Annotated in this window: 20 protein-coding genes and 1 tRNA gene; 12 read left to right on the top strand and 9 right to left on the bottom strand. The window is 51.7% G+C overall.

Annotated features, from left to right (window positions below; genetic code table 11):
- The first annotated feature begins 2 nt into the window (after positions 1–2).
- Positions 3–4820 carry a PAS domain S-box protein gene (locus X474_RS21365; protein WP_052515488.1) on the top strand — a complete coding sequence of 1606 codons (4818 nt, stop codon included), beginning with the start codon at positions 3–5 and terminating at the stop codon, positions 4818–4820.
- A gap of 155 nt (positions 4821–4975) precedes the next feature.
- On the opposite strand, the gene X474_RS21360 is transcribed toward X474_RS21365, so the two are convergent.
- From X474_RS21360 to X474_RS21335, 6 genes are all read right to left on the bottom strand, one after another.
- Positions 4976–6001 carry a methyltransferase gene (locus tag X474_RS21360; protein WP_044351894.1) on the bottom strand — a complete coding sequence of 342 codons (1026 nt, stop codon included), beginning with the start codon at positions 5999–6001 and terminating at the stop codon, positions 4976–4978.
- Between the two features lie 30 nt (positions 6002–6031).
- The gene (locus X474_RS21355) at positions 6032–7525 is read right to left on the bottom strand and encodes an ABC transporter ATP-binding protein (RefSeq protein ID WP_044351892.1); all 1494 of its coding nucleotides are present in this window, start codon (positions 7523–7525) and stop codon (positions 6032–6034) included.
- A complete protein-coding gene (locus X474_RS21350) occupies positions 7525–8259 on the bottom strand; it encodes an energy-coupling factor transporter transmembrane component T (protein ID WP_044351890.1) in 735 nt (244 codons plus the stop codon). The genes X474_RS21355 and X474_RS21350 overlap by 1 nt, the downstream gene beginning before the upstream one ends.
- Positions 8253–8909, bottom strand: coding sequence for an MptD family putative ECF transporter S component (locus X474_RS21345; protein ID WP_044351888.1), 657 nt, complete (start codon positions 8907–8909; stop codon positions 8253–8255). Before X474_RS21345 ends, X474_RS21350 begins: the two co-directional genes overlap by 7 nt.
- Positions 8910–8971: 62 nt before the next feature.
- A complete protein-coding gene (locus X474_RS21340) occupies positions 8972–11080 on the bottom strand; it encodes a TonB-dependent receptor (RefSeq protein ID WP_044351887.1) in 2109 nt (702 codons plus the stop codon).
- 238 nt (positions 11081–11318) lie between these two features.
- Entirely contained in the window at positions 11319–12344 is a 1026-nt protein-coding gene (locus tag X474_RS21335) for a helix-turn-helix transcriptional regulator (protein WP_044351886.1), read from the bottom strand.
- Positions 12345–12769: 425 nt separating this feature from the next.
- Between X474_RS21335 and X474_RS21330 the strand changes: the two genes are divergently transcribed.
- Entirely contained in the window at positions 12770–13213 is a 444-nt protein-coding gene (locus tag X474_RS21330; protein ID WP_052515487.1) for a DUF192 domain-containing protein, read from the top strand.
- Positions 13214–13503: 290 nt separating this feature from the next.
- On the opposite strand, the gene X474_RS21325 is transcribed toward X474_RS21330, so the two are convergent.
- From X474_RS21325 to X474_RS21310, 3 genes are all read right to left on the bottom strand, one after another.
- Positions 13504–14583 carry a helix-turn-helix domain-containing protein gene (locus tag X474_RS21325; protein WP_044351885.1) on the bottom strand — a complete coding sequence of 360 codons (1080 nt, stop codon included), beginning with the start codon at positions 14581–14583 and terminating at the stop codon, positions 13504–13506.
- A 622-nt stretch (positions 14584–15205) separates the two neighbouring features.
- Positions 15206–16465: a hypothetical protein gene (locus X474_RS21315; protein ID WP_044351881.1), complete on the bottom strand. Its 1260-nt coding sequence runs from the start codon at positions 16463–16465 to the stop codon at positions 15206–15208.
- Positions 16466–16652: 187 nt separating this feature from the next.
- Positions 16653–16728, bottom strand: a tRNA-Ala gene (locus tag X474_RS21310).
- Positions 16729–16876: 148 nt separating this feature from the next.
- Between X474_RS21310 and X474_RS21305 the strand changes: the two genes are divergently transcribed.
- From X474_RS21305 to X474_RS21260, 10 genes are all read left to right on the top strand, one after another.
- Entirely contained in the window at positions 16877–18541 is a 1665-nt protein-coding gene (locus X474_RS21305) for a hypothetical protein (protein ID WP_052515486.1), read from the top strand.
- 57 nt (positions 18542–18598) lie between these two features.
- The gene (gene moaA / locus X474_RS21300; protein ID WP_044351880.1) at positions 18599–19642 is read left to right on the top strand and encodes a GTP 3',8-cyclase MoaA; all 1044 of its coding nucleotides are present in this window, start codon (positions 18599–18601) and stop codon (positions 19640–19642) included.
- 3 nt (positions 19643–19645) lie between these two features.
- Positions 19646–20041, top strand: a complete 396-nt coding sequence (locus X474_RS21295) for a DnaJ family domain-containing protein (RefSeq protein ID WP_044351878.1) — start codon at positions 19646–19648, stop codon at positions 20039–20041.
- Positions 20038–20250, top strand: a complete 213-nt coding sequence (locus X474_RS21290) for a hypothetical protein (RefSeq protein ID WP_044351877.1) — start codon at positions 20038–20040, stop codon at positions 20248–20250. Before X474_RS21295 ends, X474_RS21290 begins: the two co-directional genes overlap by 4 nt.
- 504 nt (positions 20251–20754) lie before the next feature.
- The gene (locus X474_RS21285) at positions 20755–21603 is read left to right on the top strand and encodes a fumarate hydratase (RefSeq protein WP_156360878.1); all 849 of its coding nucleotides are present in this window, start codon (positions 20755–20757) and stop codon (positions 21601–21603) included.
- On the top strand, positions 21600–22157 hold the full coding sequence (locus X474_RS21280; protein WP_044351875.1) for a Fe-S-containing hydro-lyase: 558 nt from the start codon (positions 21600–21602) through the stop codon (positions 22155–22157). The genes X474_RS21285 and X474_RS21280 overlap by 4 nt, the downstream gene beginning before the upstream one ends.
- 238 nt (positions 22158–22395) lie before the next feature.
- Positions 22396–22773, top strand: a complete 378-nt coding sequence (sdhC, locus tag X474_RS21275; protein WP_044351873.1) for a succinate dehydrogenase, cytochrome b556 subunit — start codon at positions 22396–22398, stop codon at positions 22771–22773.
- A gap of 23 nt (positions 22774–22796) precedes the next feature.
- Positions 22797–23162 (top strand): succinate dehydrogenase, hydrophobic membrane anchor protein, encoded by a 366-nt coding sequence (sdhD, locus tag X474_RS21270; RefSeq protein ID WP_044351872.1) that lies wholly within the window; start codon positions 22797–22799, stop codon positions 23160–23162.
- Between the two features lie 78 nt (positions 23163–23240).
- A complete protein-coding gene (sdhA, locus tag X474_RS21265; protein WP_044351871.1) occupies positions 23241–25019 on the top strand; it encodes a succinate dehydrogenase flavoprotein subunit in 1779 nt (592 codons plus the stop codon).
- 9 nt (positions 25020–25028) lie between these two features.
- Positions 25029–25739: a succinate dehydrogenase iron-sulfur subunit gene (locus X474_RS21260; protein WP_044351869.1), complete on the top strand. Its 711-nt coding sequence runs from the start codon at positions 25029–25031 to the stop codon at positions 25737–25739.
- Positions 25740–25802 lie beyond the last annotated feature (63 nt).

Below are 25802 nucleotides of genomic sequence, written 5' to 3'. Positions count from 1 at the left end.
GAATGATAAGAAGGCTCCTAAATGATCCTGAAAAGAATCTCAACCTGAGACAGTGGAGGGCAGTGGCCTTGACCCTTTTTTTGGGGGTCGGGCTTTCTGTGGCGGGATTTATGCTGGCTCAAAAAGTGGAAGCAGACCGCAGCACCGCCAACCTGCAAAACAAGGCAGGGGAATACCTAAACGCCTTGCAGCTTCAAACCGACCAGCTGCTTCAAGCAACCATGGTGGTAAAAGCGTTTTTTGATTCTTCCCGCCCGATATCCCAGACCGAATTCAAAACTTTTGCCAAGGAAATTCTCCATTCCACAAGTGGGCTCCAGGCCCTGGAATGGGTTCCCAAAATTACGGCACCCCAAAAAGACCGGTTTATCAAGAAGTTGCAAAGCCAAGGTTTTCCTTTCTATGAAATCAGTGAAATGGGGCCGGACAACAAGCTTAGAGCTGTCGAAGAAAAGAATACATATTTCCCTATAACTTTTATTGAACCACTTAAAGGCAAAGAAAAGGCCTTGGGTTTTGATGTAAGCTCAAATGGCATCAGGCTGGTCGCTTTGAGAAAGGCGCGAGACACAGGAAAAACCGTTCTCTCCAGGGGAGTCCAGTTAATCCAGACCAGCCCCCGAAAATCGGGTTTTCTGCTTTTCCAGCCTGTCTATGATAACCCCGCTCCCCCCAACCAACTTTCTGAGAAACGCAAAAAACTGCGAGGCTTTGTATTGGGGGCTTTCAGGATCGACGATTTGGTGGAGGCCTCCTTGAAGAGAGCCACGCCCGCAGGCATTAACTTTACGATTTTTAACCAAGAGGACAAAAACAAACTCCAAAAGCTATTTTTTCACAGATCACGCACCTACAAGACGGAAACAGCACCACCATCATCTGAAGACACTCAAACCCTTTGTGACAAATGTGTCTATCTTTTACATATAGCAGACCAAAAATGGAGACTAGTTTTTCAGGCCACCCCCTTGTTCATGAAAAAAAACAAAACCATTCAGCCATGGGTGATATTGGGGATTGGTCTTTTTGCCACCTTGCTCTTGTTGGGCAGTGTCCTGGGATTGGTTCGCAAGGAAAAATCTTTGAACAAAGCCAACAATCAACTGGCAAAAGACATATTGGAGCGCAAGCGTCTGGCAGAGGAAGAAGCGCTTCTCGCGGACGTGGCCAATCTCATCAACACAAAGAAAGACCGCAGAAGCCTCTTAAGGGCCTTTCTTGAAAGGCTTCAGTACTGGTCCGGGTGCGAAGCTGCGGGAATTCGACTTAAAAAAGGAGAAGATTTCCCATATTTTGAAACCAGGGGTTTCAGCAAAGATTTCATCAAATTGGAAAACAGCCTCTGTAACCGGGATGAAAAAGGAAAAATATTAAAAAATTCCCGTAACGAACCGCTTCTTGATTGCATGTGCGGCAATATTCTGCAAGCCAGGATTGATCCAGATAAACACTTTTTCACCAATGGCGGCAGCTTCTGGTCCAATTGCACCACAGACCTTTTGAACACCACAACCGGCCAAGACCGTCTGCCCCGCACCCGCAACCGTTGCAATGGTGCGGGATATGAATCAGTGGCCTTGGTTCCTTTGCGCTCCGGAAACAACACCTTTGGTCTCATCCAATTAAACGATAAGCGCAAAGGGCGATTTAGCAAAAAAAACATCCGGCTGATTGAACGCTTGGCCAACAACATCGCCAGCGCCCTGGCCAAATTTCAGGCTGAAGAAGAAACGAAAAGACTTTTCAAACAATGGCAATTGGCCCTTAAAGCCGCCAATATGGGATGGTGGCATTACGATCCACAAACCAAAATCTCCACCTGGGATGAAAGGTATGCCGATTTGTTTCAGGTATCGGGCCACGAAAGCCCTAGTGAAGAAATTTTGAAACGTATTCACACGGAGGACCTCCCCAAGGTGTGGGCCAAAGTTGAGGCAGCCCTTTCTCCCGATAATCCCAAACCTTTTTCCACTGAATATCGCATAAATCTTCCAGACGGCTCCATCCGCTGGATCGAAGCCCACGGCCTGGCCCAATTCAGAGGTCAAGGCAAAAACAAACATGCCGAGGACTTAGTGGGAACCGTGGCGGACATAACTGAGCGTAAACAATACATGGAAACCTTGGCCCGTAGTGAAGAACGCTATCGTCTGCTGGCTGAAAACACTTTGGATGTCTTCTGGACCATGAACCTGGAGATGGAGTTCACCTTTGTAAACAAAGCGGTCTTGGATGTAACCGGTTATACGCCGGATGAGTGGATTGGAAGTAAATTTCCCGACTACTTGGAGAATAATGAATTTGCCAAAATATCCCAATTAATCTCAGACGAAATGGCGCGAGGAGAAAAGGGCGGCGGCCTTATATTCGAAACCATTATGCTGCATAAAAGCGGTGAACCTATCTTTGTCGAGGTGCATGGCAAGTTGATCTTTGATCAAAAAGCCAAGCCAGTGTCCCTGCAGGGAGCTATGCGGGATATCTCTGAACGCAAAAGTTATGAATTTGCCCGACAAAAAAGTGAAGAACAATTCCGCGCCGCCTTTGAAAGCGCGCCCGAAGGGATGGCCTTGCTTGATCAAGACCAGCAATTTGTCAAAGTCAATCCAAGGCTCTGCGAAATGCTGGGATACTCTGCCCATGAATTCCAAGGCCTAAATTTCAATCAGCTCACCCATCCGGAAAATCGGCAGACAGACAGGTCGACCTGGTTGGAGCTTTTAAACGGCGAAAGCTCCATCAAGAGAAACGAACTAAAAATTATTCATAAAAATGGGGAAGCCATATGGGGCATTGTCAGCAATGCCGCGGTTAATGATGAAAACGGGCGTTTAGAGTATGTCATCTCCCATATATACGATATCACAGAACGTAAAAAGGCCGATAATGCTAAGCAGGAGGCTATACTGCGTCAACGGGAAGCAGTGCAAGCCAGCAATGTGGGGCTTTGGGACTGGAACCTGCTCACAAACAGGGTCGCCTATTCAAGTGAATGGAAATCCCAGATCGGATACCAAGATCATGAGATAGGAGACGATTTTGAAGAATGGGAAAGCAGAATCCACCCCGATGATCTCAAGCCCACTTTAAATCAAATACAAAAAAGTCTTGAACAGGCCAACCCAAGGCAGTGGGTCGAATTCCGCTTTCGGCACAAGGATGGATCTTATCGCTGGATTCTGGCACAGGCATCTATATTCAGGGACGAATCCGGCAAACCGGTGCGTATGCTCGGCTCTCATGTTGATATAACCGATCGCAAGCACACAGAACAGGCCTTGCGTCTCTCCGAGGAAAAATTTGCCGCGGCTTTTCGTCACAGCCCGGTCTGGGTCGCGATCACCACTTTGGAAAAAGGCGAATACATCGATGTTAACGACACCTTTCTCAAGGCCACCGGCTATAGCAGAGAAGAAGTTATCGGCCACACGGCCCTGGATTTGGAGATCAGGAAAGACCCGGCCGAGAGAGAGCGAATTGTGGAGCTTATCAAAAAACAGGGTTCTGTAAAAAACATAGATGTGAAAAGGCGGCTGCGTTCAGGCGAGATCAGGGATATGTTGCTCTCCGCTGAATTACTGCCCGTGCCGGGCGAAGAGGTCATAGTGGTTGTCCTGGCCGACATAACCGAACTGAAAAAATCTCAAAAGGAAAAAGACGACCTGGAATCACAGCTTCGTCAGGCCCAAAAAATGGAGGCTATTGGCACCCTGGCCGGCGGCATTGCCCATGACTTCAACAACATACTCACCGCCATTTTTGGTTTTGGCGAGCTTTTGCAGGTGGAGATGGGCGAGGAGTCACAGAATAGAGGCTATGTAGATCAAATACTCACAGCAGCCGATCGGGGGCAGAACTTGGTCAAGCAAATCCTGGCCTTCAGCCGCAAGGTAGAAACCGAAAAAAAACCTTTAAATTTAAATCACTGCGTTGAAGAAGCTGTCCTTCTTTTGAAGCAGACCATTCCTAAAATGATTTTCATTGAACTCCACCTGAAAAAAGGCCTTAATCTCATTGAGGCAGACCCTGGGCAATTAGAGCAGATCGTAATGAATCTGGCCACAAACGCCAAGGATGCCATGCCCCATGGAGGCAAACTGGTATTTGAGACGGACAATGTGGTTTTAAGTGAAGACTACTGTCGGGAACACTTGGAATCCACACCGGGTGAATATGTACGCCTTCAGGTCTCGGACACTGGCCAAGGCATAGGAAAAGAATTACTTGATCAAGTATTTGACCCGTTTTTCACCACTAAGGACGTGGGTAAGGGCACCGGACTGGGACTCTCCACTGTTTACGGAATAGTAAAGGCTCACAACGGATTTATCTATTGCTACAGCGAACCCGGAATGGGCACTAATTTTCGCATTTACCTACCTGTGTTAAAGAAAGATGATGCCATTTCCCCACCATCGCGCGCACTGGAAAAGGAGGAACTTAAAGGAGGTAGTGAAACCCTACTGTATGTTGACGATGAAGAATCCTTGCGCCAGCTTGGAAGCCGGAGCCTTTCTAAAATGGGCTATAAGGTGATCACGGCTTCCAACGGCGAAGAAGCGCTTAAGATCTATCAAAAACAAATCAAGGATATCGACCTAGTTATCCTGGACGTGAGCATGCCCGGAATGGGCGGGCATAAGTGCCTGCAGGAACTTTTAAAAATCAATCCCAAAGCCAAAGTGTTGATCGCAAGCGGTTACACTGTAAATGGCCAGCTAAAAAATATCCTGGCCGATGGAGCCGCAGGCTATATCGCCAAGCCGTTTGAAATGATCAAGATGCTGAAACTGATCAGAAGCACGCTGGATGACAAATAAAAAGCGGAAATAATCAAGCCGGGCGCAGAATCTAACCTGCCTGATTCAGATACAAAAGCCTTTTCCAAAATGCTTGCGGCCCGACTGCTAACGGCCGGACCGCAAGCGCAAAACCACCAGACGAAACATAGCTGCCCGGTGGCCGGTGCAGTCTGTCAGGCCTGGTTCAGGCCGGTGTTCATCTCCATGAGCGCACCTCCGATAGTAACTGTCTTGGAAGTTATGGCGCTGTACCCGGTGCGCTTAAGCGCATCTTCGAAAAAGCCTTTTTCCGGCAAGACGCCCTGTCCGGCCAGGCCCTCGGGCAGCATGGCCAGGACCATGTTCTCCGGTTTGGTTCCATTGTCCGTGAGCACCGCATGGATGCCCACCAAGGCCCCGCCCGGATTCAGCGCCCGGCGGCACTTGGCAAGCACTGAATCCAGCTCCCGGTCTTCATAATAAAGGCTGTCCGTGACCATTATCAGGTCATAGCCCGAGCCCAAGGAATCTTTCAGGTAATCGCCGCCGGTTACGGAGATCCGCTCCTCAAAGCCGTATTCCTTGATATACCCCTGGGCCAGGCGGACGATCTCCGGGCGGTCAAACAAAACGCCCTTGAGGCCATCATTTTCCGCCATCACGGCCATTAAGTTTATACCGGGTCCCCCACCCATATCCAGCATGGTCCGGAAACGGCTGAAACCGGGCACGCTGCTGATCTGCTCAGCCAGTTGCAGGCCTATGCCCGCCAAGCTGGTGGCTGCGTGAGCATCAGTGAAGCGCTCACAGAATTCCTCGGAATTCATGTGTGATGCCGGATCGACTTTGCCGGGGCCGTTTTTGATCAGCTCCGGCATGGAAGTCAAACAGGAACCCCATGATTCTTGCGTTATTTCAAGCCATTCCCCCACATAAGCAGGTTTTTCCCGCACCAGAAAATCGCTGCTCAAAGGCAGGTTGACATAGGATTCGGCCTGTTTGCTCAAAAGACCCAAGGCGCACAAGGCGTCGAGCATCATTTTTGTGTTGCCCGGATCAGATTGCACGGCCTCGGCCAATTCCTGAGCTGTATGAGGTTTTTCCAGATGCCCGAAGACCTCAAATTCCAAGGCGGTCATCAAAAGGCGGCTGGCTGCCGCGCCAAAGAACATATCTCCCAACACACTGAAATCGGCTTCATATGCAGTTATCTGCTTCATCGGTTCTATAACCTCCTAAAAAGTCATTAATTATGAAAAACCCTCCGGAACAGCTTCCCCAACCAGAAAGGAATGCATTTCAGCAGGCATTTCCCCCACAGGCAAACGCGTGGTGGCCCGCCCCATATCCAGCCGGATCACACTGGTGCAACAACTTAAAATGAACTCGTAATCATGGGTCACCACCAGAACCACACCGCCCCTGGCGGCAAAACCTTTCAGCAAGTCACCCACTTGGCGAAGGCTCCCGGCATCAAGGCCGCTGGTGGGTTCGTCCAGGGCAAGGACTTCCGGTTCTGTGGCCAGGGCGGCTGCAATGACCAGCCTTTGTTTTTCACCACCGGAAAGGCATTGGGGGCGGCGGGCGGCCAGGTGATCCAAACCGCATTGCGCCAGCAGTTCCTTGATGCGCCCATCTGCCGCGCCGCCCTTTCCCAGGGCCAAGGCAAGCTCACCCTCAGCGCTTTGGGCAAAAAGCTGGTGGTCGGATTCCTGCAAAACCATTCGACAACGCCTGGCCCTTTGGGCGGCCTTGCACAACTCACCGTTTAAGCGGACTTTCCCGCCCCGTTCCTTTAAGAGACCGGTGAGGACCATGGCCAGGGTGGTTTTACCCGCACCGTTGGCACCGGTGACACCCAGAATCTCCCCGCCCCTGGCCTGAAGATTCAGCCCCTTTAACAACTCCGGCTTATGTCTGCCGTAACGAAAGGCCAGCTCCCTGGCTTTAAGCTGATTTGCCTTTACCTGGGAAGCGGGCTTTGCCGCCTTGAAGTTTGTGGTTGGGATATGAGCCCAGCGCAGCCCCTGTCTGCCAAGCTCTTCATTACTCTGGCTGAAAAAACTCTTTGCGCTCTGGTCTGAAACAATGCGCCCCTTTTCCATAAGCACCACCCTATCGGCGCAGTCCTTAAGGTAATGACAGCGGTGCTCGGCGATTATCAGGGTCTTGCCTTCCTGTTTCAGCCCCTTGATTATGTCGGTCAGCTGGGCCACCGCCCTTGGGTCCAGGTTGGAGGAAGGCTCATCCATGACCCAGAGATCCGGCCCCATGGCATGGATCGCCGCCATAATCACCTTTTGCCGCTCCCCGTTTGAGAGCTGAAAAATGCTCTTTTCCTTTAAAGGATCCAGGCCAAAGCGCTCCAATGAGCGCTCCAGACGCTTAATGATTTCCCTTCTGCCAAGCCCTAAATTTTCGCAGCCAAAGGCAATTTCATCGCACACCGAAGTAGTGAAAAACTGGGAGCGGGGATTCTGAAACACAGCCCCTATGTTCTCGGCTATCTGATGCATGCAAAGGTCCGCCAGATCCGCACCCTTGAAAAACACCCGACCGGCCCTGATGCCTCTTTCAAAGTGGGGGATCAGTCCGCACAAGGCCTTGACCAGGGTGGATTTGCCGCAACCGCTGGAACCGCCGAGAACCAGGCACTGCCCCTGCTCCACCTTGAGGCAGACATCCTTCAGGGCCCATTGGTCCGCGCCCGCATAGCAAAAAGAAAGATCCTTGGCCTCCAACATCACGCCCCACCCAAGCCCTGGCCGTATATCTTTAAATCCCAAACAATCAGACCAACCAGGCCCAGGGTCCAGACTGCGGTTATCACTCCGTCAAGCGGCCTTAACCCCACCCTCAGATAGGATGCCTTGACCCCAGGTTTCTCTATGGCCCTGGCCACGGCTGCGCGGGCCAGTTCATCACCAACCGTCAAGGAGCGAACCAAAAGAGGAGCCATTACATAACCCAGGCACTCAAAGGGGCGCCTCAATAGATTTTGAGGGTTTATGCCGATTCCCCTCATGCGCATTCCATAAAAAACCTGACGGCACTCCGCGGCCACTGAGGGGATGAAGCGCAGGCATACGCCAAGGGGTATAACCAGGGACTTGGGCGCCTTTAAACTCTCCAGGGAACGCAAAAGCCTGGAGGTGTTCAAACTGGAGCCCAGGAAAAAGGCCATGGCCAGCATGGGGCTGAATTTGATAATGAATTGGGCAAAAGACCATACCCATGAAGACCAGGCCGGAACCAGGCGGAGAACGCCCAGACCCAAAAGGCCCAAACCGGCCATAAGCAGGCAAAACCAAAGCACGAATTTACCTGCCCCGCCCAAAAGGCACAGTACAAGGCACACCAGCAGAACCACTGTCTGCAGGCCGGGATCGATCAAAAATACAGCCGTGGCTCCGGCGCTGATCCCCAGCCAAACCTTGACGGTTTCATCCATTTCGCTTAGCAGGAATTGCCTCAGCATGAGCCTGAATCTTCCCAGGCAAAATGTTTGATAATCAGCCTTTGAGCCATGTAGCCGCCCAACAGAGCGCAGCCAAAAGTAGCGGCCAGCATGGAGCCCAAAACCGGCAGGGTAAGCATGGCCACAAGCTGAGAGATAATCTGATGCATGGCGGAAAGCCTTTTGATCACAGCCTCAAAGCTGGTCAAGAAAAGCGGCCAATAATTGGCCAGGCAAAGCATGGTTGCATAAAAGGCGAAAGTGATAAGCACCCAGCCGTGTCTGCGCTTGGGCACGGCCCAGCGGATAACCCGGTCCGCAAGAAGCCCGGCCGGAATGGCCACCGGTAAAATGGGCCACCAGCCCATCAAAAGCCCCATGACGCCCCAGATAAAGGCGTTTTTGGTAAAAGGCCGGCGCTTGGGAGCCACATAGGCCATCATGAGATAAACGCTGGCCAATAAAAGGCTTTCAACTGCCTGATGATAAAAGTTGAGCACCACCGCACCCGGCCCGGCAAAGACATAGGTGAAATAAATCAAATGGCTCAAGCCCAGCAAAAGGCCGTTTAAGATGCTCAAAACCACCCAATCACGCAGACCTGAGCGACATCCGCTTTTAACCAGGTGATCACTGGCCGGAATGAAATTTTGCGCTGGTGAAGAATTCATGTTTTGCCGACTATCCAAAAAAGGAAACGGCAAGGCCCTTCAGGGCCTTGCCGAGCCCGAGATCAAAATCTGGCGGTCAAGGTAAGGCCGACCATAACCGGGTCTCCGTCCTGAACCAGCTTGGCTCCGTCCCAGTCATAGGCAACCGCGTTGTATTCGGTGTCAAATACGTTTTTGCCCCACAGGACAACGCTGTAGCTGTCGGTTTCATAACCGAACCTGAGCCCCAGCAGGGAATAGGGGTCTTCAAACATTTTATTATCCGAATCCACATACATGCCGCCGATATAGTTGAGATCGGCCCGTCCGAAAAATCCGCTGGGATGGCGGTATTGCACGCCCAGATGCCCATTGTATTCGGGAACCTTGATGATCTGCTTGCCGCTGTAATCCTTGTTCACCAAAGCCGTGTAGTCGCTGTTCCACTCAGTGCTGACCCAGTCGTCATACTCGGCGTCGGTCAGGCCGAAACCGGCGGTAATGTCCCAGCCTTCAGCCGGTTTGGCCTGGAGTTCCAGTTCAAAGCCCATGGAATGGGCCTCGGCCGCATTCTCCACCTTGGTGACCGGATTGGCGCTGGAGGTGATAACCATGTCAAAGGCCTGCTTGTCCTGCATTTGAATGTAGAAAAAGGCCAGATTCAAAAACAGCTTGCGGTCCAGCCAGGCGGTCTTGGCCCCTACTTCATAATTCCAGGTGTATTCCGGGCCATAGGTAAAGGATTCCTTATCCAGGGCCATGCCGTAGTTGTACCCGCCGGAGAGATAGCCCCTGGAGACAACGGCATAGACCGAGTCATTGTCTGTTACATCGTAACTAACCGAGAATTTAGGTAAAACCTCATTTTCAGTTGAATCGTCGGATATACTTATCCCGGTATCTGTTTTCTTGCCTTCCAGCTTGGAGGCATCCAGGCGCAGCCCGGCGGTCAGGTGCAGACGCCCGCCAAAGGTGTAGGTGGACTCGCCGAACAGGGCGTAGTTGGTTTTGTCGATTGTGGTGACCGCGTTCTGCTGGATATCCTGATTTATCTGTGAAATCTCAGAGTCTTCTGTCATGCCGTAGAGGCCCAGCAACCATTTGAACGGCGAATTGCCCGCCTTGGAGGAGAGCCTGAATTCCTGGCTGTAAAAGGTGTCGTCATAATCAGCCATGGTGCTGCCCCAGTCATAATAGGGGTCGGCAGTGTTGTCGTAGTCTTGCAGGTTGTTGTTTTTGTAATCGCGGCGGCCTGTGATGGATACAAAATCAAAGGCGTTAGCCGCATAGGAAACCCGAAGAATCTGGCTGTTGGCTTCTTCAACCTGGAAGTTGTCAGTATTCATGCGCACCTTGTGACGCTCGGTGCGGTAGGGGCCGGTGGCAAAACGGTACACCCCTATGCCGTCGTCGTTTTTATAAACATCGCCGGTGAGCATTACTTCCAAATTTTTCTTAGGCGTCCAGCGCAATGTGGCGCGGGCGTTTTTATGGTCAACCGAACCCGCTTTGTCGTTATCGTTGTAAAGGTTCTCCACAAAGCCGTCGTTTATATCTATCTGGCCGCTCACCCCCAGGTACAGGCGGTCCTTGACCACAGGCCCGGACGCACCGGCGCTCAAGCTGTAGCCCGGATTTTGGCTGTCTGAATCGGGATAGAGGTTCAATCCGCCGCTTACATGGGCCCTGGCCTGCTCATCCGGCTTCCTGGTGATGACATTGATCACGCCCGCCAGGCTGTTTCCGCCGTATAGGCTGCCCTGGGGGCCGCGCAAAACCTCCACCCGCTCCACATCCACCAGATCCAGGTTGTGGGCATAGTGCAACGGCACCAGCAGATCATCCACATAAACTGCGGTCGGTGAATAGATGGAGGTGTCAAAGGCGGTGATGCCCCTGATATTGATCATGTTCTCGGAGGTCGATTTGGCCATGTAGACATTGGGCGTGAACTGAGTCAACTCCCTCATGTTCCTTATGTCGGCTTGCTCGATCTCCTTGCCGGTCAATACCGTGATGCTCTGAGGTAATTCACCAATATTAGACTCGACTTTTCCGGCGGTAACCGTGACATCACCGAGCAGCTTTTTGGCTTTTGCCTGATCCCGCTTAGCCGGCTCCGCCAGGCAGACGGCAGCGCCTGCAAGGGACATAACCGCCAAACCCATTATAATCATGACTATTTTTTTCATAAATCATGCACCCCAAACTTTATTTTGGATTCTTAAAATGAAAGCCGATTCTATCAGAAGGGCGGCAAGCGACAGGTACCCCAAAGGGTTTATTGGGTACCCCAAAAGGTCTTTATTGTTGTTTTGAGTTAACTTTTGGGAGGGTTGGCTATGGTGTGCACCGGCCCTTATCTGAATTGGGCGGGGATTTATCGATAAATAACTTGCCGAAAGCAGACAAGCCGGGCGGGTGTCCAGGCTAGCGGGCCTTTGCCTGTTCCAACCACGCGGCTTCTCGGCCTTGGATCAGATTGAGGCGGTACTGGGAAGGCGGCATGCCGAAATAACGGGAAAAGGCCCGGGAAAAATGAGTGCGCTCGGCAAAACCCAGCTCAGAGGCGATGCGGGCCATGGTGAAGTTATCATCGGCCAGAAGTTCACAGGCCCGTTCCATGCGGCAGGCAGTCAAATAACCGTAGACAGTGGTGCCGCACTGGGCGGCAAAAGTTTTCTTAAGCTTGGTCTGGTTGGTGCCGAGCATGCGGGCCAAACCGGCCAGGGTGGGCGGCTCTTGCATATGGGAATCTAATATCGCCTTGGCCTGCAAGACCATATCCGACTCAAAAGAAAGGGGCGCGCCGCTTTGGGGCGCGTCATCCAACTGTTCCATCTGAAAAGAGACCAGCTCAAGGGACTTGCCCAAAACAAAGAGCGAATCCGAAAGGTTTCGGCAAGAGCGATTCACAAGCTGCTGAAATATGCGGCCGAGGCCCCCTGGTATCCTGGTTCTGGTGTATATGAATTCTTTTTCATGGGACAGCCTGGGCATCAGCTCGCCTTGCAGGTAGCCCTCAAATGACTTGTCGGAAAAACTTTGCAAAAGGCTGGGGCATAGCAGGATATTCAGCATTACGATGGGTTCATCGGCCAGATATTGGGTTTCACCGGCGCTCTTTCTGGTAAAGACCAGGTCGCACTGTCCGCCTTGGGTGCTGAATTTTTGGTTAACCCCGGAAATACTCCAACGCATCCGTCCGGAAAGGCAAAAGGAAAAGCCCATGGGAAGGGTTGTGTCTGTGTTAACCATGCGCATGCTCTTTTTGAGCCGATAATTCTCCATGACGAGCAACATGCCCTGACGGGGAGAAATGACCCGCACATACCCCTCTCCCAGTTCCGCGGGCAAGGAAATGGAAGAAACCTGGCCGAGCGCCCCCTGATTGGAAGACCGGCTCCCAAAATCCACCGCCGATGCGGCCCCGGAGGAGATATCTTTTAACTGCATCAACATGGCTTGCTTGACCACTGGCCTGATTCACAAAAAATCAGCCATTTGGGGAAAGGGGAAACTGAGAAAAAAACGTTCCGCTTGTCTGAGGAACTTCCCAGTCTCAAAGTCTTATATTTAAAATGTACATATTTAGTTTAGAATTCCTAATTTTATACAAAATATTAAATACTATTCTTCCCATATTCTGTCAAGCCTTTCCCGCCGGGAAAGCAGGCGGCGCTTCGCAGGCCCCTAAGCAACCTAAAAAACAGAGCCGATTGCTTTTATCAACCAAATCCAAGCCAAACAGGTTATAACCACCCCTGCAAGCAACGGCTCATGACAAAGCAAAACATAGCCAGGCTCTAAATGCGATATTGGTTTATTCCTGAAGATTGAAACCTGCTAATATCCACCGCAAGGAAGTATAAACATCACAAATGCCCAGATACCTTAACATAGCCCTTATGGCCCTGGTTGCGGTGCTGCTGGCGGGTTGCGGAGATGAACCCCGGACAGACTCAGTCCTGCGGGTGGGTGTGGCGCGGTTTGAAGCGGAAACGGCCCGCAGCAAGGCCCAGCGGACACGCGGACTTCTGGGACGCAGTAAGCTGGAGCCGGACCGGGCCATGGTGTTTGTCTATGTCAAACCCGAGCCCAAATGTTTTCACATGCGGGGCATGGCTTTTGGGTTGGATATCGTTTGGTGTCTGGATGGACGAGTTAAAAGCATATCGCGCAATGTGCCTCCCAACTGCAGGGACAAAAACCTGTTGCGCTCCCCCGGCCCGGTGGACCTGGTGGCGGAGATAGCCGCTGGTCAGGCCAAGGCCTTGGGGCTGCGGGTGGGCGACACGGTGAAACTGAATGAAAGCGCGGAGTGATACACCCGGCAATGCCATGGCCGGCGCTCGACCTGGAGGTGCGGCTAAGCTTGCTCGGCCCCGGAGCTGGACGAATTTACCTGTGAATTAGTGGCCATATCCCGTCAACCAGAGTTCAACCAAAAACGGGTGATGGGCTTTCCACCCGACTGCATGGAAATAAGGCCAACCTGCCTGATGATGGTGCCATTGTCTGCACCCTAAAAAAGGCCCCCCAGAAGGGCCATGGCATAGGCGAATAGCCCAAAAAGGACAGTGTCAGAACAATTTAACCAAGGCCGAGATTACTATCATTCAGCCCATTTAAAGGTTCTGGTTTCCCCTTTGAACCAACTCCACTTCTTGGTCAGATGTCTGTAACGACCGGCTACAATACCGGAAGACACCCCAAGTTTTTCAGCCAAAAGACGAACCTCGTTCTTTGTTCTAACGGCTTTAATCGCAGGATTGTTTTTTTTGGGGATTAAAAATTCCGCTGCAAAATCATCGGCCCTCTGCTCTCGGGGGTCATCTTGGGGATTGCCCGTGTTAATCAGCAAGTCCTTCTTATTGTCTTTCAGCACATGCCCGGCCTCGTGGAAAAAAGAAAACCAGAATATATCCTCACCCTTGCCGCGCAGGGAGAGCAAAATCATTGCTTTTTCAGAGTGTAACCACTTGGTCGCCCCGTTCCAGGGGACTTTTTTCATTTCAGGCACCAAGGCCAAAGCCACCCCGGCCACAGCACAAAGGTCTCTCATTTTAGGTAGAAAATCTTCGGGTTCCTTACGAGTAAGATTGCGAATTGCCTCTAAGGAGGCCTTAAAGCATTCTTTATCATAAGGCCGACATTCAATTTTAGCTGCCTGTAGTTCACCCAAGCGAATCCAGACCGAAGCCGGACCGGGTCGAGTTTCAAAACAGGCTGAACGCCTGGCGGCTACTTTTGGTGCACCCCAAACCTCTTTCCAGGCATCCACACTGGAAACACTAAAAAAAGATAAAACTTCCCTGAGCTGTGCAACCCTGTCCTTGCTGTAAGGAATAACTTTTCGATCACAAAGCTCCTTAACCGGGATATCCTTTAACCAACCCAATTCGGCTTCCATGCGTTCGCGCTCATCAAGTCTGGCCATCTGCTCCTGGTATTGGGCTTCCAGATTATTCCAAAACCCTGCCGGGACCTTGGTTACCAACTCCAGGCGGGCCGCGGTCTCATAGCTGATGGGCTGTCGACCCTTGATGATGCGATTCAGAGACTGCACAGTCAAGCCGGTCCTTGCCGCCATCTCCTTTTGTGTTAAATCCAGGGACTCCATGACCTCCAAAAGGGTTTGCCCTGGAGGCACTGCATAATCAGGCTCATAGGCATATTGCATTTTGGCCCTCATGACCTGCCTCCCTTGTGCGTATTCTCAATTTTGATGATCTCTATTTCTGTTACCTGACTTCGATCAATCCCTCCGTCCCCCAATTCAGGCACAGGGTCATGGGCCGGGACAAAAAGCAGACGATACGGATAGTCCAAATCCACTGAAAATTGTCCGGCAAGGTTGCCTGTTAGTTCATGTAACCGTGGTGGCGGAAGGTAAAAAATGTCTTGCAATGAGTCTGCCGCGCTCAATTCGCTAAGCCTTTGGGCCAGTTTTGTGGCCATCTTGCCATAGCATTTGATCATTACTTTTTTGTGTGAGCACTCCTTTTGTAGCTTCTTTGTCTTAAAACATATGCGCAAGACTCCCCTAAGTCAAGTTTTGATTAACATGGCATGTTAATAAAAATAAAATAATTATATAATTATCAAAATATTTCAAACAGTTATCCTAAAACCCAATCATACCAAAAAATATCTACTCAAAAATTAGTAATAGGCTATTTCAAATTTTTAAGACATCGCTACTAGCAACATTTCGGAAATTGTGCTGAGAAAATCTGTTATGGTGTACAATTCACAAGACAACTAGACATTTAATCCTCTTTTAAAAAATTAGTATAATGCATACAAACCACCAACTACTCTAAAAAATTAATATATTTTTCAGGACAAACAGTTGAGGTTATAACCTTACCACTCTGGGTAGCAAAGGTGAGTACAGCCTTATGCATTAGAGGATTATATGGTGCTAAAACTTTGAATGGAGAAGTTTGAGATGGCATTATTGGATTATAAATTAACATTCCACTATATGTATCAATAAATCTATTATTGCTATCATAAAAAGAAACAATAACTCTTGTGTCTTTAATTCTAGTCCTTGAAAAATTATAAACTTGACCGACAACTCTAACCCAACGAGAATCTTCAGGTGCATACCACTTCCAATTTAAAACTAGAAACTTCACACCCAATAATTCGGTTCTTTTGACAAACCCCGTAAATTCTTCTCTTCTTTTTTTCTTTTGATCTTTTTCAGCTTCTTCAATTAAGGCAATACGTTTCTTTTTAATTTTTTCCTGATATAATATCCACTTTCTCGAATACTTCTTCTGCTTCTCAAGATAAATTTTATTATCTGGAAACAAATCTACTAGCTTTCCATATATCCGAGCATATTCCTTCAAATTTTTCTTTGAAACTTTACTCAACTCTTGTAAGTACTTTTTTTCCTTCGCCTTAGCTCTGACAGCCAATTTTAGTTTTGTATCTCGACCAAAAGATACAAATTGACAATTATATCCACCAAACGACTCCTGTACATTATTAACAATAACTTGTATTGGCATATTCTTTTCAAGTAAAAGCATAGGTAATTTTTCAATCCAATAAACTATTTCAATATAATCATCATTTTCTCGTTTAAAATTTATTTTTACAACACCTATAGTTTTATTCAAAGAACGTTCAAATGATCCCTTTACTGTAATATTACTATTTAAGCAATTAACTACTTTACTTTGAGTTGGAGAAGTATCGGACATTAGAGTTGGAAACGTGTCGGGTATTATCGCACCAATATCATTTCCTAATCTTTTAAATTGCGGACACCTTTTGCCTTTAGAATTATAAGCACTAACAAAAATTTCTCTTGCAAAACTTTGATTCCCCATTTCAAACACATTCCGAATTATATATTCATGAGCAACACAACTATTTGGCATTAGCTTCAAAAGCCGTTGACACTTTTTCAAAGATTTTACGAAATCCCTTTTCTCATATAAAGAAACACATTCTTTTTGCAAATTATATTGCTGACTGATTGCATCATTAACACAAAAAACCGTAAGGCAAGCGGTACTAGCAATTAAACTAATCCATTTAATGAAATTAAACATTTTACCCCCGCATAAAAGTAAGATTTAATTCATCAAATATCTTCTATAATGTCAAGCGGAAAGAAAAGAGTACAGAAAACTTGTCATAATTAGAAAAGGATCAAAGGCAGTGTGAAAATATTACAAATAAAATTTCCCAAATAAAAGAAGGGTTAGCCGTTTCCGGCTAACCCTTGACTTTTTCGATTGGTGGAGCTGAGGGGGATCGAACCCCTGACCTCATGACTGCCAGTCATGCGCTCTCCCAGCTGAGCTACAGCCCCGATCACGAGGCATGTTTTTAACAGAGGGGGGTGGGGTTGTCAACGATTTCAGCCTTTTTATTACATTCTTTTGTATTTTTCAGCCTACTTGACCGGGGAGTCGCTTTTATGTTATTGTAATTTCAATCTGTTAGCGAAGGACGGGTAAATGAGTCAAGGCCAGCGTTTCTTTAGTCAGGTTGAAATAGGTCAAAAACCGATCAAGGATGCATGGAAGCCCAACGGCCTTAAGCCGGATTTACCCCTTTTGCTCAAAATACTTGATTTCACCCACATTCAAGCCGGACTTTTAGACTTTTACGGGCCTGACTACCCCCTGGTCGAACCCAGGGAGCTTATCCCTTCTTTTGACGCCCCATTGATCGAATATCGGGATCTGGGGGCCTTCAGCCTGGTGGCGCTTGACCGGGAGCTCAGCTATCAGGACGAAGGTTTTCAGTTTGATCTGCTTTCCAGCGAGGGCAAGCCTGCCAACCGGCGTACGGCAGCGAAGAACAGAAGGCTTATGCGGGAGCGCCTGCCCAGAAACCAGCTTCCCCAGTTGGATCTGGTCTTGGGGCGCAAGGCTGTCACCCCTTTGCACCGCTACAAAGCCATATTGCCCCATCTATTACAGATGGACAGGGGGCATGTGCTGGCCCGCAATCAGGAGGGCGATTTTCACCTGTCTGGAATCTTTGCCTCCTTTCCCTCTGACTTAGACGGTGAGATCAAGCGCTTTGGCCGCCAGATAGGCAAATTCAAAAAAGGCGACAATCATCTATACGCAAGCAACCGTTTATTTGTCTATCGCTTTTTAATGGAGCAGCACAGTTTTCCCATCTGTGGGGAGCGGCACACCTCTGCCGCCCTGTTTGCCAGGCGGCTCTTAAGGCGCAGGCAACGCTTTTTCATAAAGGTTTTGGGCAACAGTGACCGGGCAGTCACCACCCTCACCAGCCTGGACTCCAAGGCGGGGCTGCCCAGGCTGGAAAAGGTAGCCCTGGTCTCGGCCCAGGCCTGTTCCAGAGAAATTTCAAAGGAACTGCGCAAAGGCGGTTATTACATAGACCCGGGCCGCAGGGTGGTTATTTTAAGGGTGCGCTATCAGCAACATGCCTATCACCCTTACAATGTATTGGAAGAGCGCGCTCTTTCCGTGGCCTCACAGGAGGTGATCCACCCCAAGACAGGCAAACCCTTGGCCCTGGACATATTGGGTTTGAGCCAGGACCGGCTTTTGATGCTAAACGACATCGTGCGCGGTGAGTTTGAAGGCTCCATTGTGTTCCAGAACCGGGAGAGGGTCGTATCCACCTCGGAGATGAAAAACCGGCTCAAATTCCTGGTGGCCTGGATGTCCAAACACCGCTACATCATAAGTGACTATTCACCGGACAACTTTGAACGCATCCGCCGGGTTATTTTTTCCTTTTTGGAAGACCCGGACCATCAGGAGGAATTCAGCCGCTGGCCCAAACTGCTTAGCCAGGTGCACAAAGGCCTGAATGAGCTGAAGGTGGCCCACCGCCTGCGTCTGGTGGAACGCCTGGTGCTTAACAAAGCGGATTATGAAGGACGTAAACTTAAATTCGTTCACGTATTCATCATCCTGGTCCATTTTTTAAGCCAGGAAGGTGTATTTCTTCTGGAGCATCATCCCAAATCCTTGGGAAAACTGCTCACCCTTTGCCGGAAGCAGTTAAACAACCCCTATTTTATGCAAAGATATTTATCCCACCCCCCGCGTAATGGCGGCGAAAGGGAAGTTGTAGGCGAATACCGACTACTTACCAGGCTGGTGGAACGGTTCGAGAAACGGCTCAAGGATTGACGATTGGCCCTTTCGGCGCTAAACTTCTTTGCAATTTCCAGCAAACAGGTTTGAAATATGGAAAACCCAAGCCCCAATGCCCCTGAATCGGCCCCTCGCCGCTTAGTGGATACATACGGCCGCTGGCTCCACTATCTGCGCATTTCCCTTACCGACCGCTGCAACCTGCGCTGTATCTACTGCATGCCTTCCGGAGGCCTGCCCATGCTGCGCCATGAAGACATCCTCACCCTGGAGGAACAGGCCCGGATGGCCAAGGTGGCGGTTAATCTGGGGGTCAACAAGATCCGCTTGACCGGCGGGGAACCCCTTTTAAGACGGGGGGTGGCCACCCTGCTGAAAGACATAGACCGCCTCACGCCCAGGCCGGATCTGCGCATCACCACCAACGGCCTTTTGCTTGAACGCCACATAGACCTCTTGGAATCCTGCCGGGTTTCCACCCTCAATATCTCCCTGGATACTTTAAGGCCGGAAAAATACGGCAATATCACAGGGGTGGGCCAAACGGCCGGGGAAAAGCTCTTTGCCAAGGTGAAAAGGGGCATAGACCTTGCCCTTGAAACCGGCGCTTTTCAGGTAAAGATAAATGTGGTGGCGCTTTCGGGCATAAACCAGGATGAAATCCTGGATTTCGCCCGCTTGACCTTAAAGGCCCCCCTGGCGGTGCGGTTCATAGAATACATGCCCGTGGGCAGGCACAAGCCTTTTCAGCCCAGGCATTTCCTTTCCACAGAAGATATCCTAGCCGTCCTGGCCGACTTAGGCCCCTTTGAAGAGTTGCCCACAGGCCCGGGAGACGGCCCTGCCAGGCGCTTCAAGGTGCCCGGCTCTCCGGGCGAGTTGGGCGTGATAAGCGCCTTGAGCAGCCATTTCTGCGCCGCCTGCAACCGGCTACGCCTCACTGCCGACGGTAGGCTGGCTCCTTGTCTTTTCTCGGAAAAAACCGTGGATGTGAAAGCTGTTTTACGGGCAAACCCAACAGACGAAGACCTGGCCCAGGCTCTATTAAAGGCAACCAGGGAAAAACCGGCCAAGCATCACCAGGTGCCCAACCAGACCATAGCCGCAGGATGCCCCATGTCCCGTTTGGGAGGCTAGAGCATGAGCTATTACTGGTATAAAATCGCCGAAGAAAAAATCACGGAAGCCGCCCAAAAAGGCGAGCTGGACAACTTGCCCGGCCAGGGCAAGCCCCTGGAGCTGGAAAACGACTCCAACCTGGACGAAGAGGTGCGTCTTACCTACAAGGTGCTTAAAAACGCCGGCTACACCCCGCCCGAACTGGACGTAAAAAAAGAAATCAATCAGATAGAGGACTTTTTGGCAGGTTCGCCGGATGAGAAATCCCGCTACAAAGCCTTAAAGCGCCTCAATTATCTGACCATGAAGATGGGGAGCTTAAGGCCCCAGACCACATCCCTGGCCAATAGCCAGTATGCCGCCCGCCTGGTCAATCGGATGATTAAGAAACCTGAGAAAAAAGAGGGCTCAAAATGAACTGCCGCAACCACCCGGAACGCGAGGCAAGGGTAAGCTGTCAGAAAATGATGATAGGCTATTGCGAAGAGTGCCTGGAAAACTGCGAAGCCTGCACCGATCCTTGCACTTACTGCAAATTTCGCCCGCAATGCATTATTTGGGAATTGTGCAAAAAGAGTGAAAAACGCTACAAACTCGAGGCCGAAAGCAAGGGCAATCAATCCTGACTCCCCCTTGCACCGAGCCTTGATTCCCACTCCAGATACAAAAGTCTTTCCAGGTTCTTGCGCCAGGACATCCGCTTGGCTTAAGATACCTTCATGCGTGGGGGAATTGCCCTGGGGCTATTCTCCATTTCACAGGTTATACGCGAAAAACACCACAGGATTATTGGCAAAACCATTTTGGTCGATGCCTGCCGCCGCCGGGCGGTTAATCCTGTTCGCCATAAAGCAGAAGGGTGCTTGTCTTAAAAGACCAAGCGCTTTCAAGGGCCTTCTGAGACTCATGGCAAGGCCTTTTTGGCAAGGCATTTTTCGCGCCCGGCCTGGTCATCATGGTTCATTCCTTTTTCAACTCCCGAGTCCAAGCCTATTTTTTGAGCCTGGGCCGGGATGGGAAGAGGTTTGTAATAAGAAAGCCGCCGCTTAACATGGCTTTCCCACCCAAAAAACAGGGTTAAGGCTTTAAGAACCGCCTTTGAAAAACCCTTGTTAAGGAGGAGCTAAGAATTGAGCCAGATACGCGCCTTGGATGTATCCTCCATTACCAAAGAAGTCGCCCGGCTGTGTCAGGAGGCCTGCACCAACCTGCCCGAGGACGTGGCTTCCACCCTGGCCGACGCCAGGGATAAGGAAGAATCGCCCGTAGGCAAAGAGGTGCTGGAGCAGCTCCTGGAAAACGCCCGCATTGCCCGTGAAGAGACCATGCCGATCTGCCAGGACTGCGGCCTGGCCGTGATCTTTGCCGATGTGGGGCAGGACGTGCACTTAACCGGTGGCACCCTTGAGGAGGCCATCAACGAAGGTGTGCGCCAGGGCTATGAAAAGGGATACCTGCGCAAAAGCGCCTGTCACCCCTTTACCCGGGCAAACACGGGCGACAACACGCCCGCCGTGATTCACACTAAACTGGTGGCCGGAGACAAGGTTCACATCTACCTCATGCCCAAGGGCGGAGGCAGCGAGAACATGTCAAAGGTGCATCTGCTCACCCCTGCTCAAGGTTTGGAAGGGGTGAAGGAAAAGGTTTTGGAGGCGGTTGAAAGCGCAGGCCCCAACCCCTGTCCGCCCATTGTGGTGGGCGTGGCTGTGGGCGGAACCTTTGACCAGGCTGCCGTGCGGGCCAAACGCACTTTCTTGAGGGATATGGGCTCCAAAAACCCGGACCCCGAGGCGGCAGCCCTGGAAGACGAACTTCTCGAAGCCATAAACAAGCTGGGCATCGGCCCGGCCGGTTTGGGCGGCCGAACCACCTGCCTGGACGTTTTTGTGGATATCAGGGAATGTCACATCGCCAGTCTGCCCTTGGCCATCAATTTGCAGTGCCACGCGGCTCGTCACAAGGAGGTGGTCCTGTGAGTCAACCGGTCAAACTTAAAACACCCTTGACAGATGAAGACGTAAGCCGCCTTAAGGCGGGAGACGCAGTGAGCCTCTCGGGCGTGATCTACACAGGCCGGGACGCGGCCCACAAGCGCATAACCCAGGCCATGGCCGAAGGCAGGGAGATTCCCTTCCCCCTTGAGGGCGCGGTTATCTTTTATGTAGGCCCCTCTCCCGCCCCTCCGGGCAAGGTCATAGGAGCCGCCGGACCCACCACCAGCTACCGCATGGACCCCTTTGCCCCCACCCTGATCAAAAACGGGCTCAAGGCCATGATCGGCAAGGGCAAACGCAATCAGGACGTAAAAGAGGCCATGCAAAAACACAAGGCAGTCTACCTGGCCGCCATCGGCGGGGCCGGTGCACTGGTGGCCAAGGCCATCAAAGAGGCCGAGGTCATCGCCTATCCGGACCTGGGCCCGGAGGCGGTAAGGCGTCTTGTGGTGGAAGACATGCCGCTTATCTGCGTTAATGACGTAAACGGCGGCGATCTTTACCAGCAGGGTAAGGACGCTTATAAAAAAGCTTGATAAATTTAGATATAAAGCGGTTTTGAGGCCTGATTGGCCTTAAGGCGACTTCAAGTCGACGCCCCTTTATAATGGCCTTTTAATATAAAAGAGTGTCGTCCGACAGGGCAGCACCTGTTGGAATAAATTTTGTCTAGAGGGATATCTTTCACCTAACCCGCGGAAAAGTCAAGGCTTTGCCGCGCATTCACCCCCTGTTTCATTGGGGAGCAGGGCAATAGGGAAGAGGGAATCAGACATGAAAGCTTATCCTCCCAAGGTGCATTACCGCCTGCATCCGGGCTATGTGGCCTGGATTCTCCACCGGGTAACCGGCCTGGGGCTGGCTCTGTACCTGTTCATGCATATCTGGGTGATCCACAACATAAGCCGGGGCAAGGAGGCCTTTAACGAGGTAATGGCCGTGGTGCAGTCGCCCATTTTCCACATCTTGGAGATCGGCCTTTTAGGCTGTGTGGTCTTCCACGGTCTTAACGGCATCAGGGTAGTGCTTCTGGACTATGCCGGAGCCGCGGACAAAGGCCCGCACAAGACCTGGGTGTGGGCCACCCTGGCCGTCAGCGCGGCCATTACGGTTATCGGCGGCATCCCCATGCTGCAAATGGCCTTTCACTAAGCCACGCTTCAAGGAGAATTGACATGAAATACATGGGTTCCGGACGCACCGGCGCTTTTGAGTGGTTTTTTCAAAGGGTCAGCGGGGTTGCTCTGGTCGTCATCTTGGGCCTTCACTTCACGCTTCTGCACTACACGGGAGAGCCCGGCCCCGTTACCTATGAAAAGGTAGCCTACCGCCTGGCCAATCCCTATTACAAGGGGCTTCAGCTTTTGTTCCTGGTCCTGGCCCTTTACCACGCCATGACCGGCATCAAGCTCTTTTTGGACGACTATGTCCATAACCCCGGCTGGCGCACTTTCCTAACCGGCGCCCTGTGGGTCGCCACCCTGGGCTTTGGCCTTTTCGGTGCAGTGACAGTGCTTACCTTCACCTATCAGGGAGCCTGATAAGACAGGTAAACCAAACGGAACAAGCCTGACCCGGCCAAGCCAAACCGGGCAGTAACGACTCAGGAAGGAACGTAAATGCCAATTCAAGACACCATAACGGTTCATCGCGTGGGAGCCCTGGTAGTGGGAGCCGGTGGAGCCGGTCTGCGCGCCGCCCTGGAGGCAGGCCGACAGGTGGACACCGCCGTGATAAGCGAAGTCTTCCCCACCAGGAGCCACACAGTCAGCGCCCAGGGGGGAATCGGGGCCAGCCTGGGCAACGTGGAAAACGACAACTGGCAATTCCATATGTTCGATACGGTCAAGGGCAGCGACTGGCTCGGTGACCAGGATGCCATCGAGTTCATGTGCCGGGAAGCGCCCAGCGTAGTCATAGAGCTGGAGCACCTGGGACTGCCCTTCTCGCGCCTTGAAGACGGCCGCATATATCAAAGGGCCTTTGGAGGCCACACCTCCAACTTCGGCCAAAACGAGGTGCACCGTTCCTGCGCGGCCGCGGACCGCACCGGACACGCCATGCTTCACACCCTTTTTGAGGAGTGTCTACGCCAGGGCGTGCGTTTTTATAATGAATTCTTCATGCTGGAACTGGTCATGAACCAAGGTGTGATTTGCGGCGCCTTGGCCTGGGACATGGTCAAGGGCGGCTTCCACCTTTTCCACGCCAAATCCGTGCTGTTTGCCACCGGCGGTTACGCCAGGGTCTTCCGCACCACCAGCAACGCCCACATCTGCAGCGGCGACGGCGTATCTTTGGCCATGCGGGCCGGTATACCGGGTGAGGACCTGGAATTTTTACAGTTCCATCCCACAGGCATATACGGGGCCGGAAACCTGATCACAGAAGGTGTGCGCGGCGAAGGCGGCTATCTGGTCAACTGCTCGGACACCCGGTTCATGGAACTCTGCGCTCCCCATGAAAAAGACCTGGCCTGCCGCGACGTGGTGAGCCGGGGCATGGCCGAAGAGCTGAGAGGCGGCCGGGGCTGCGGAATCGGCCAGGATTACCTGCTTCTCAAGATCGATCACATCGGCGCCGACAAGATCATGGAACGCCTGCCCGGAATCTGGGAGCTGGCCATGGTCTTTGCCGGGGTGGATTGCACCAAGGAACCCATTCCGGTGGTGCCCACGGCCCATTACTCCATGGGCGGCATCCCCACAAATTATCGGGGGGAAGTTGTGGTCCCCGGCCCGGACGGCCAGGAAACCGTTGTCCCGGGCTTCTACGCTGCCGGAGAAGCGGCCTGCGCCAGTGTTCACGGAGCCAACCGGCTCGGCACCAACTCCCTTTTGGATTTGATGGTATTCGGCAGGGAGGGTGGCAAACGCATGGCTGAATACGCTTTGGCCAACGAAGCCTGGCCCGAGCTGCCCGAAGAGGCCGGACAGGCCGGCGTGGCCGAGGTGAAGCGTCTTCTGGACGGGCGCGGCAGCGAACGCCTGGGACCGATCATGGAGGAGATGCGCGGGGATATGGAACGCCACTGCGGCGTATTCCGTCTGGAAAAAGATATGATCCAGCTCAAAGAGAAGCTGGCCAAATACCGCGAGCGCTATGCCCAGGTGAGCGTCCAAGACAAGGGCCAGGCCTACAATCTCGACCTGATCGAGGCCCTGGAGTTGGGGCACATGCTTGATGTCTGCGAGGGCATCTGCCGGGGTGCGCTGGCCAGAGAAGAGAGCAGAGGCGGCCATTACCGGGACGATTTCCCGAAAAGGGACGACGAAAACTGGCACAAGCACACCCTGGCCTACCTGGAGCCGGACGGTTCGGCCCGCCTGGATTACAAGCCGGTGCGCATGCAGCCGCTGACCGCCGAGACCATACCGCCTGCAGAGCGGAACTACTAGGAGTAAGCCATGGATACTGTAACCTTCACCATACTCCGCTATGATCCGGAAAAAGGCTCAAAACCCTATTACCAGGATTTTGAGGTCAAATTAAACAAACCCGGCATGATGATCTTAGACGGACTTAACCAGATCCGTTGGGAGCAGGACGGCACCTTGGCCTTCCGCCGCTCTTGCCGGGAGGGTGTCTGCGGTTCCGACGGCATCAATGTCAACGGGGCCAACATGCTAACCTGCGTCACCCATATAGAAGAGGTGGTTAAAAACGGCAAACTGGTTATCCAGCCTTTGCCGGGCATGGCCCTGGTAAAAGACCTGGTGGTGGATTTGTCGGATTTTCTGCAGAAATACTTCCTGGTCAAGCCCTACCTGATCAGCAAAACCCCGGCCCCGGCCAGGGAGCGCCTGCAGTCGCCTGAAGACCGTAAAAAGCTCGACGGACTCTACGAGTGCATCCTGTGCGGCTGCTGCTCCAGCTCCTGCCCGTCTTACTGGGCAGACCCGGAATACCTGGGACCCAGCGCCCTTTTGAACGTATGGCGCTTTGTGGAGGATTCCAGAGATGAAGGAGCCGAAGAAAGACTGGGTCTTTTGGATAATAGAAACGGCGCCTGGCGCTGCCACACCATCCTGAACTGCATTGAAGCCTGCCCCAAGGGGTTGAACCCCACCCAGGCCATTGCAGGAATCAAAAGGGCTTTGGTGGAGCGCAAGTTCTGATAAAAAATGAGCCCCAAGCCGCCCGGCCCGACCAGGGCCGGGCGGAACATCCAAAAAAGATTT

It is taken from the genome of Dethiosulfatarculus sandiegensis, from assembly GCF_000931935.2.
In the GTDB taxonomy this organism is placed as follows: Bacteria; Desulfobacterota; Desulfarculia; order Desulfarculales; family Desulfarculaceae; genus Dethiosulfatarculus; species Dethiosulfatarculus sandiegensis.
Note: the sequence above shows the minus strand (reverse complement) of the source record. Positions and strands in the feature narration are given on the sequence as shown.

Coding starts and splice junctions, on each gene's coding strand:
- X474_RS21365 (WP_052515488.1), top strand. CDS start 3: ATGATAAGAAGGCTCCTAAATGATCCTGAAAAGAATCTCAACCTGAGA.
- X474_RS21360 (WP_044351894.1), bottom strand. CDS start 6,001: ATGAAGCAGATAACTGCATATGAAGCCGATTTCAGTGTGTTGGGAGAT.
- X474_RS21355 (WP_044351892.1), bottom strand. CDS start 7,525: ATGTTGGAGGCCAAGGATCTTTCTTTTTGCTATGCGGGCGCGGACCAA.
- X474_RS21350 (WP_044351890.1), bottom strand. CDS start 8,259: ATGCTGAGGCAATTCCTGCTAAGCGAAATGGATGAAACCGTCAAGGTT.
- X474_RS21345 (WP_044351888.1), bottom strand. CDS start 8,909: ATGAATTCTTCACCAGCGCAAAATTTCATTCCGGCCAGTGATCACCTG.
- X474_RS21340 (WP_044351887.1), bottom strand. CDS start 11,080: ATGAAAAAAATAGTCATGATTATAATGGGTTTGGCGGTTATGTCCCTT.
- X474_RS21335 (WP_044351886.1), bottom strand. CDS start 12,344: ATGCAGTTAAAAGATATCTCCTCCGGGGCCGCATCGGCGGTGGATTTT.
- X474_RS21330 (WP_052515487.1), top strand. CDS start 12,770: ATGCCCAGATACCTTAACATAGCCCTTATGGCCCTGGTTGCGGTGCTG.
- X474_RS21325 (WP_044351885.1), bottom strand. CDS start 14,583: ATGAGGGCCAAAATGCAATATGCCTATGAGCCTGATTATGCAGTGCCT.
- X474_RS21315 (WP_044351881.1), bottom strand. CDS start 16,465: ATGTTTAATTTCATTAAATGGATTAGTTTAATTGCTAGTACCGCTTGC.
- X474_RS21305 (WP_052515486.1), top strand. CDS start 16,877: ATGAGTCAAGGCCAGCGTTTCTTTAGTCAGGTTGAAATAGGTCAAAAA.
- moaA (WP_044351880.1), top strand. CDS start 18,599: ATGGAAAACCCAAGCCCCAATGCCCCTGAATCGGCCCCTCGCCGCTTA.
- X474_RS21295 (WP_044351878.1), top strand. CDS start 19,646: ATGAGCTATTACTGGTATAAAATCGCCGAAGAAAAAATCACGGAAGCC.
- X474_RS21290 (WP_044351877.1), top strand. CDS start 20,038: ATGAACTGCCGCAACCACCCGGAACGCGAGGCAAGGGTAAGCTGTCAG.
- sdhC (WP_044351873.1), top strand. CDS start 22,396: ATGAAAGCTTATCCTCCCAAGGTGCATTACCGCCTGCATCCGGGCTAT.
- sdhD (WP_044351872.1), top strand. CDS start 22,797: ATGAAATACATGGGTTCCGGACGCACCGGCGCTTTTGAGTGGTTTTTT.
- sdhA (WP_044351871.1), top strand. CDS start 23,241: ATGCCAATTCAAGACACCATAACGGTTCATCGCGTGGGAGCCCTGGTA.
- X474_RS21260 (WP_044351869.1), top strand. CDS start 25,029: ATGGATACTGTAACCTTCACCATACTCCGCTATGATCCGGAAAAAGGC.